Source organism: Trichocoleus sp. DQ-A1 (genome assembly GCF_039961955.1).
Lineage (GTDB): Bacteria > Cyanobacteriota > Cyanobacteriia > Cyanobacteriales > FACHB-T130 > FACHB-T130.
In genome coordinates this window covers 56723-65352 of the sequence record NZ_JAMPKE010000032.1, presented here as the reverse complement: position 1 = coordinate 65352, position 8630 = coordinate 56723, and the positions used below count along the sequence as shown (strand labels likewise).

Annotated in this window: 5 protein-coding genes; 1 reads left to right on the top strand and 4 read right to left on the bottom strand. The window is 46.1% G+C overall.

The annotated features are described in order from the left end of the window. Positions 1-275 precede the first annotated feature (275 nt). The gene (locus NDI33_RS22360) at positions 276-1535 is read right to left on the bottom strand and encodes a serine hydrolase (RefSeq protein WP_190676812.1); all 1260 of its coding nucleotides are present in this window, start codon (positions 1533-1535) and stop codon (positions 276-278) included. 73 nt (positions 1536-1608) lie between these two features. Next, entirely contained in the window at positions 1609-3129 is a 1521-nt protein-coding gene (locus NDI33_RS22355) for an IMS domain-containing protein (protein WP_190676810.1), read from the bottom strand. A 164-nt stretch (positions 3130-3293) separates the two neighbouring features. Between NDI33_RS22355 and NDI33_RS22350 the strand changes: the two genes are divergently transcribed. After that, positions 3294-5675 (top strand): ATP-binding cassette domain-containing protein, encoded by a 2382-nt coding sequence (locus NDI33_RS22350; RefSeq protein WP_190676808.1) that lies wholly within the window; start codon positions 3294-3296, stop codon positions 5673-5675. Positions 5676-5853: 178 nt separating this feature from the next. On the opposite strand, the gene NDI33_RS22345 is transcribed toward NDI33_RS22350, so the two are convergent. Together NDI33_RS22345 and NDI33_RS22340 are read right to left on the bottom strand one after the other, a co-directional pair. After that, complete coding sequence (locus tag NDI33_RS22345) at positions 5854-7686, bottom strand: protein kinase (protein ID WP_190676806.1); 1833 nt, start codon at positions 7684-7686, stop codon at positions 5854-5856. A gap of 65 nt (positions 7687-7751) precedes the next feature. After that, positions 7752-8297, bottom strand: a complete 546-nt coding sequence (locus NDI33_RS22340) for a GIY-YIG nuclease family protein (RefSeq protein ID WP_190529296.1) — start codon at positions 8295-8297, stop codon at positions 7752-7754. Between the last annotated feature and the right edge of the window lie 333 nt (positions 8298-8630).

The window sequence follows — 8630 nt, the reverse complement described above, 5'->3', positions numbered from 1 at the left end:
CGGACAGCGATGTCTTTCCGTTTTATGGAGTGGGTGAACGCTAATCGAGATGTATTCTCAGCCTATAAAGCTGCTTTGGGTTTTATTTGGGCTTGAAATCTGTTTAAGTCCCGCTAACCTACGAAAATCTACGAAAATCTTCAATTTAATTGCATCCGCTTACTTAGCAAAAAATCACCGAATAGAAATGAAGTAATTTCCTGAAGATAAACAGGAATTACGATTCAGGAGTCTAAAGAAGGCTCCTTTTTTTTTGAGGTGATTTTTTAGGTAATCTAATCCCTCTTTTGTTCCAGGGGGGAATTCCAGGCGACCATGCGATCGAAGACTAAACGAGACATTTTGGGAAAAATTGTCTTATTTTGGGCGTAAGCGGCATCGTCACCAAAGACTGTCAAAATATAAACGGTGCTACCATCTCTGGTTGCGACGAATGCCGCTTCTTGGCGCGAAAAAGAAGTCCAACCCGCCTTTGAGTAAAAATCAATATCCACATCAGACAAAGCCTCGCCAAAAAATTCCTGGATGGGGTTGAAGTCACCCCAGGTTTTTGACTCTAGTGTCCTCATTTCTGGACGCAAATCTCTTCTCAGCCATCCGCACATTTTTTCGCTGGCAGTTGAGGAAACAGCCTGTCCAGTTCCACACATTTCGTACAGGAGTCTAGCTGCCTGATCGGTTGTTATCTTATTCCGAATGGGGTCTTTGGGATCGCCTCGCATTTGCAAATCAATCTCTAGAGGCTCTGGAAGCCTTAGGTAGGGGATTGGATAAGTTTTTTGGCTAATATTAATGTCTTTGTAGCCTGCTTCTCTAAAAAAATGATTAACTTGTTGACGCTTATCTAGCCATATTTTAAACTCTTCATCATTTTCTATTTTCGGTCTAGATTGCGTATCGGTTAACAGGTCAAGAATGACGCTAGCTGCCTCGTTATCAGACTCCTCGATCATTTTGGACACATATAAAGAAAATGCACCTTCGTCTGCCCAAATCCCGTTTTCTATCTGAGCATATAGAGCCACCATCCAAAATATTTTGATGACGCTAGCTGGATATCTCAAAGTATCTTGTTTATATCCGGCAATTTCACCTGTTTTAACGTTGATTAAGGTAATAGATAAAGGCTTTGTGGGTAAGTCTTTCTCAGTCGCCAATTTCACAACATCATCAACAATTTCTTCCAAATCTTGACTCTGCTTAAAATTCGGCGGAGTCTTGACATTGTAGGTAAGTTGTGAGGGATTGCGTCCGGGGAGGCGAGATGGAAGAGGTAATAATGCAGTTTTAGCCCAAGGGGGAAGTACCGGCAAGGTAGAACTGAGTGGTTTGGATACGACTGCTGGAGGCTGAGTTAACAACCGATTTAACGTTAATCCACAAGTTGTAAAGATTGTAGCGGAGGCGATCGCTAAAGCAGCAAATCGCATCTGGCGAATTTTCTTGACTCGATGGGCACGCGCTGCCCTTCCTGCTTTAAGCTTAGCAATTTGTTGGGCACGTTTATTCGGTTTTGGTTGTGGTTGCTGACCCACGAGCTGCACCTTATGGTTTTTAAGTTTTCCTGATTTCTCGTTTTAAATAATTTTCAAGGAACTGCACGGGGAGTTATTGAATTTCTCTGATCGTTTTGTATTCAAGGATTTTCCATTTGCTGTCTACTGATTGCAAAGTGTATTGCACCAGCCGAGTTTTGAAGTCAGTTTCGTTGGGGTCGATGTTCCCATTCTTATAGAGAGTACGTTCTTCAGTTACCCTAATTTCGATGGTTGCGCGATCGCCATCCACAATAAATTGTTCAACATCTCCGACTTTTTGAACGCCGTATTGGTAGTAAGCATTGTTATTCTCTAGCCAAGCCATTGAGCCGCCCTTACTAACGGTATTCTCATAGAGTTGTCCCGTGGTCAGTTCGGCAGCAAGTTCACGATTAAAGGGGGGAGCGAATATTTCTCGCTTACTGTTTACCCACCGATTAATTAACGCGACAGCTTCTTGTTGAGCTTGCTGAGGGTTTTCTATATTGGGAGAACGGTTTGCAAAAAAACTTGGTAACTTTCCAGTTGTGAATAAAATACCACCCAGAATTGCTACCCCAATTACACTGCCTAAAATTACTGCCTTCTGCCAATCTCTTGAATCGGAGATAGTTCTGGTGGCAACAGGTTGGGAGGATGACACCGCAGCGGTTTGTAAAGAAGCAACTTCAGGAGGGTAAGAAGGCACCGTGGATGGCTGATAAGTGTTTTCTGGGGGTGGAGAAACGACTGGCGGAGGAATGTAAGGAACTGTGGGGGGAATTGGAGAGACTGGAGTTTCTAAAGCATGAAGCATTTCTTGGACATTCGTATAGCGATCGCTCGGATGAGACTGAATCGCCTTATCCAGCACCGCCAGCAAACTGGCGCTAACATTCAAAGCGTACTGACGCCACAGAATCTCACCACTGTCACGATCGATATTTAGGGATTGAGGAAGTTTGCCGGTCAGTAGATAAATCGCCGTCAAACCCAAACCATACAAGTCACTCGAAAAAAGTGGGCGTCCGATTGCCTGCTCGCTAGGCATAAATCCAGGCGTCCCAATTACAATTGAGCTGATGGTACGCCCCTCAGAATTGACGATGGTGCCCATCGTTTCTTTCACCGCCCCGAAATCAATTAAGACGGGTTTGGTATCCCGTTTTCGCACAATCACGTTGGCTGGCTTAATATCTCGATGGACAATCCCCTTGTGATGCACGTAATCTAGGACAGGTAATAGATTTACCAAAATTTCCCGCACCGAACTCTCGCTGAGAGATCCCTGCTGTTGCACCATTTGAGCCAGCGTTTCCCCCTCAATCCATTCCTGAACTAGGTAGAATTGATCGCCAGCCGCAAAGTAAGCATACAGCCGGGGAATCTGGTAATTGCCTTCGCCCAACTCTTCTAAGATGGCGGCTTCGCGTTGGAATCGATCTTTAATTAGCTGGTACTGGGGATTATTCGTCACCGGCTTGAGTCGCTTGATCGCGCACCGGCGACCCGAAGGCATATGGATATCTTCTGCCAGAAAGGTTTCGCCAAACCCACCAGCGCCCAGCGTCTGAATTATGCGATAGCGATTGTCCAACAGCGTTGGCATCATTGGCCTTCACCGCGTAAGGTTTTCTTTAGAAGATAACATCAGGTATTCAGGACATTTCTAGCAGTTTCAGCAAAATTTACCAATAGTTAAAGAAGGATAAAGAAGGAGAAACCTCGGAAAGGTTTCATTTTCCTAAAAAAAGTTACCCACTTTTAGAGAATGCAATGACCACCCAGCCAGGGCAGCGGACTGTTATCAGCACCAATCCCTATTTGGTGCTAAATAATCAGGGGCAGATTTTACCACCCTTGGAACTGACAGCAGACCGACACATACTGGGACGCGATCGCGCTTTCGCCGATCTGATTGTTCCAGATGATTGGCGCGTCATCTCCGCTTGCCAAGCCGTCTTACATAGAGATGGGGATGACTATTACATTTATGACGGCGATGGACGCAAACCCAGTACCAATAAGTTGTTTGTAGATCACCGATTGATTACGCCCACAGAAGGCTATCGCCTGGAAAACGGCATCGAAATTCAAATTGGTCAAAATCCCCAAAACTTCATTCAGCTAAGGTATTTCAACCCCTCCAGCGCCAAAATGCTGACGCCACCGCGTCCTGTCTCGCTGAAAAATCGGTCGGTGGAAATCGGACGCGATGCCAACGCCACGATGCAGTTAGATTCGCCCATCGTTTCTCGGTGTCACGCCACGATTGATACGGACTCTCAGGGGCGGTACATTCTGCAAGATCGCAGTACTAACGGCGTCTTTATAAACGGGCAACGGGTAACGGGTTCTGCTGTCCTGTCACAGGGGGCAACCATTCGCATTGGGTCATTTAGCCTGGTGCTGCGCGGCGACAATCTGGTGGTACTCGACCGGGGCAATCAAATTCGTCTGGATGCTGAGAATTTGGTCATCAAAGGGCGTCTGGATGGCGTTTCCCTGGCAATTGAACCAGGGCAATTTGTGGCTTTGGTGGGGGGAAGCGGAACGGGTAAATCCACGTTGCTGAAGACTTTATTGGGGATTGAGAAGACGGCTAAAGGTGCGGTGTATCTCAATGGCGACAATTTGCAGAAAAACTTTAATATGTACCGCACGCAAATTGGTTATGTGCCCCAAGATGATATTTTGCACCGAGATTTGACGGTGGTAGAGGTGCTGACTTATGCGGCGGCGCTGCGACTTCCGCCGGATACGGATGTGTCACAGGTGGTGCAAAAAACTCTAACTGATATTGAAATGTCCGATCGCCAAGATGCCTTAATCAAACATCTCAGCGGCGGTCAGCGCAAGCGAGTCAGCATTGGGGTAGAACTTTTAGCCGATCCAAAGCTGTTTTTCTTAGACGAACCGACTTCGGGACTCGACCCTGGTTTGGATAAGAAGATGATGCAGATGTTGCGGAGATTAGCGGATCGAGGACGCACGATTATTTTAGTCACTCATGCGACGGCGAATATCAAAATGTGCGATCGCGTTGCTTTTCTCGGTCGCGGCGGACGACTTTGCTACTATGGCATCCCGGAGGACGCGCTGAAATTTTTTGGAGTGACAACGGATAATTTTGCCGATATTTACACGCAACTGGATAAGGAGAAAGAAGAAGAAACGGAAGCCATCGTTCAACAATACGCGAATCAGTTTCGCCAATCGCCCGATTATCAACGCTACATTGCAAATTCCCTCGGTGCTGGCAGTCATACGCCACAAAACGCCAGTTCACCTCCCCAAAAAGCCAGTATCTCTCCGTGGAAGCAATTAGCTTTGCTGAGTGGGCGCTACTTGAAGATGATAAGACGCGATCGCATCTATCTCGCCTTATCTCTTCTAACTTCTCCCATTGGTATCGCCTTAATTCCCTTAGCAATTGGAGGAAAAAATCCTCTCGTTCTTAGCAGCGAATCCGATCCTGCCCTTGCACCTTTAGCGCTGCGAGTATTATTTGTATTTACCTGCGCTGCGATTTGGGTCGGACTTTCCAGTTCTTTGCAAGAAATTGTGAAAGAATCTGCGATTTACTTGCGAGAAAGATTGGTAAATTTAGGGTTAATTCCTTATCTCGCTTCAAAAATATTTGTTCTTTCCGGTCTAGCCTTATTGCAAACCTTGCTAATTTCAGCAGTAATTCTAATTGGTTTCCAATCTCCGCAACCTGAATTGATACCTTGGTCTTTAGGATTTGCAGTCAATACCTTTTTAACGCTTGTTACTAGCATGAGTTTAGGCTTACTGGTTTCATCTCTTGCCAAAAATAGCAGTCAAGCGAATAGTGCTTTACCTTTACTTTTACTACCTCAGATTATCTTTTCCGGCGTTTTATTTAAGATGGAAGGAATTGCCAGTAAAATTTCCTGGTTGATGTTAAGTCGGTGGTCGATTGGTGGTTACGGTTCTTTGGTCAATGTCAATGCAATGGTTCCCGATCCGATATTTTTACCGAATGGTACGCTTGCGCCGATGCCGTTTGATAAAACGCCTATTTACGATCCAACGTGGCAGAATTTAGGATTAAATTGGGGAATTTTGTTGCTGCACGCGGCAGTTTATTTAACAGTTACTTTTTGGGTACAGAAGCGGAAGGATATATTTTAGTTTCTAACCCGTTCACCCGCCAGCGATTGAAGCCGCACACTTTAAGCCAAAGCTCACTAAGATAGTAGACTGAAAAGCACGATTTAGAAACCCATGTAGGTGAGGCTGAGGGACAAAACCTAACAAATGTTTGTAAACTACAACTATTAGCATTGTCCCAAAGCAAACGATAAAAATACTAACATTTCCTAGCAGCAGACACATTGTAATCGTGCATATCTGCTTCCCAAATACTGATGTAAATAACATCACAATCTTGCCGGACAATCATGCCTTTTAAAGAGCCTTGAGTAAAACGGTAAGAACTCAAGCGACGCTGTTGCACTTTTTGGAGTCCATCTTTAATGTAATTATCGGCTCCACCTTTTAATAATCCATCCAAAGTAGTCTCCATGACTTGAGGATCTACTGTTGGGTAAAAGGAGGCTTCAGTTTGGCGAAGACGACCGGAATTCCGATCGAATAAGTAGCCAAGATCGATCTGATTTGGCACTACGTTGTAGATGACAGCGCGGGTTTTCCAAGCGCCACTTACATCTCTGTCTGGGTTGCCGAGGGATGCTTGGATAGTGCTTCTTGATGTACCGACGGGAAATGTGGGAACGCTCGAAACTGGACGATTTGGATTCGGGTTATTGTTTTGGGATATGGGTGCAGGTTCGCGAGTTCGCGCTGGTTCAGGCGATCGCGCGGGTTCAGGTGTTGCAGATTGAACGGGTGCAGGTTCTTCTGGAGTTTGCGCTGGTTCGGGTTCGGGCGATCGCTCCGATCTTGGGCTAGGAGATTCAGCAATAACCGGCGGAGGCGTCGCTTCGTCCTGTCTTGTCGGAGAATTTTCAGGTGATGGTTCAGGCGATGTCTCCAGGGGACGATTTCTTTCTGGGGTTCGTTCTGTTTCTCTGGTGGTTGGTTGTGATGTTGATGGGGAAGATGACGTGACGGGAGAGGGTTGCCTAAAATTCTTGAAAAGTTGGGTAAGACCGACAATAGCGCTCACCAAAACAATTGCACCCACAATGCCGATTAGCAGAGGATTCCATCGCTGTCCTTGACCAACTACAGGCGCAGGGTTTTGAGGGGTATACGGAGAATTGACGGGTGCAGGCGAAACGTTCCTGCCACCACCCGGAGACACCGCAACGGTTGCCATATTAGATCCAGCACCCCCAGCAGAAGCCACCGTTGGAGTTGCACCCGATTGTAAAGCATCGAGCATTTCTCTAGCAGTGGAATAGCGATCGCGCGGATGCGACTGAATCGCCTTATCCAAGACAGCAACAAAACCCGGACTAACATTCGCTGCGGACTGATGCCACAAAATCTCCCCCGTTCGCGGATCGGTTGGTAAATCTTGCGGTAGTTTCCCCGTGAGTAGATAAATCGCCGTCAGCGCCAAACTATATATGTCGCTGGCGAAGACGGGTTGCCCGACTCCCTGTTCCGGCGGCATAAATCCCGGCGTGCCAATTACAATCGAGGCGGGAGCATTCCCTGGATGCACCGCCGCGCCCATACTTTCCTTAACGGCACCAAAATCAATCAATACCGGCTTCCCATCCCGTTGCCGGATAATAATATTGTCCGGTTTGATATCCCGGTGAATGATGCCCTTGCTGTGGATATAATCCAAGACGGGCAGCAGACTGACAAGTATCTCCTTAACTTGACTTTCAGGCACTAACCCCTGAGTTTGCACCTTTTTGGTCAGGGTTTGCCCTTCAATCAATTCCTGCACCAGGTGAAACTGCCCAGCTTCCGAAAAGTAGGCGTACAACTTGGGAATTTGATCGCTACCTTCACCCATTGCCTCTAAAATAGCCGCTTCCCGTTGGAATCGATCTTGCGCCATCTGGAACATCTGGGGATTGTTTGCCATCGGCTTGAGCTGTTTAATTACGCAGCGACGCCGTGACGGCATATGAGTATCTTCTGCCAGAAAGGTGTTACCAAATCCACCACTTCCCAGCGTCTGGATAATGCGATAGCGATTGTTCAACAGGTGTGGATTCATGGGATGTTAGGGCGGTCGGGGTTGCTTGGTGCAAGGATTGTAGAAGACTGGCGATTATGGCGTCCTTACTTTAGGTCTAGTAAGCCACTTTCTTTTAATTTTGGATTAAAGCGGAGTTCTTCTTGAACCCCACGAGTTTTGAGCTGTTGAAAAATTTCTTCTTCAACGCGCCGTGCTACATTTTTTAACAGCTTCCCTTGCCCGACTTCATCCATCGCTGGACTTGTAAACTTAGTTTGTTCCTCAGCTGTCATGGCTCGTTTTGCATCAATCGGATCGTTCCATGCAGCTTGTTCGGAACCATTACCGGGAGGGACGGCACCATTTTCTTCAATCCAGGCATTCCGAATGCTTTCTAGCAGGGTACGGTTCGGGCGATCGCTCGTGTGTGCTTTTAGCCAATAGCAGCGTTCGTGTTGACGTACCAAATGTTGCTTGAGACTGAGATTGATATCGCGGGAATAGTTGATCAGTTGCAGCACTTTCTCTCGATCGAATATTGCGTATACGCCAATTTTTCCCTGAAATTTCTCTGGTAAATGTCCGGTTTCGTCGAGGTAAGGGATATATTCTAGGCTGGCAAGAGATGGAATATCGCTTTCAGAAGTCATCGGTATTTTTTGAGTTATTTATTTGACTTTTTGATAATCTCACAGAGGTGGCTCGAACAAATTCCAGAAAAAATATTGCTCTTGAATTTATCCCTAGATTTAGATTTAGGCTTAAACTCAGAGGTTCTTCCTTTAGGTGTCATCTTACTGCCAAAAAAGCGCTAAAAATAATTAACCTTATCTCTACACTTCTGCGCTCACGCTTCACAAGCTTAGTGAAGGATAATGCACCTTCACTATCTTAAAGCGTCTGGAGCAGCGAACGTTGCCGCGCTAACAAGAATTAAATGATTAAGCTATAATAATCAATTTTTTTAATCTGAATGAATCCTT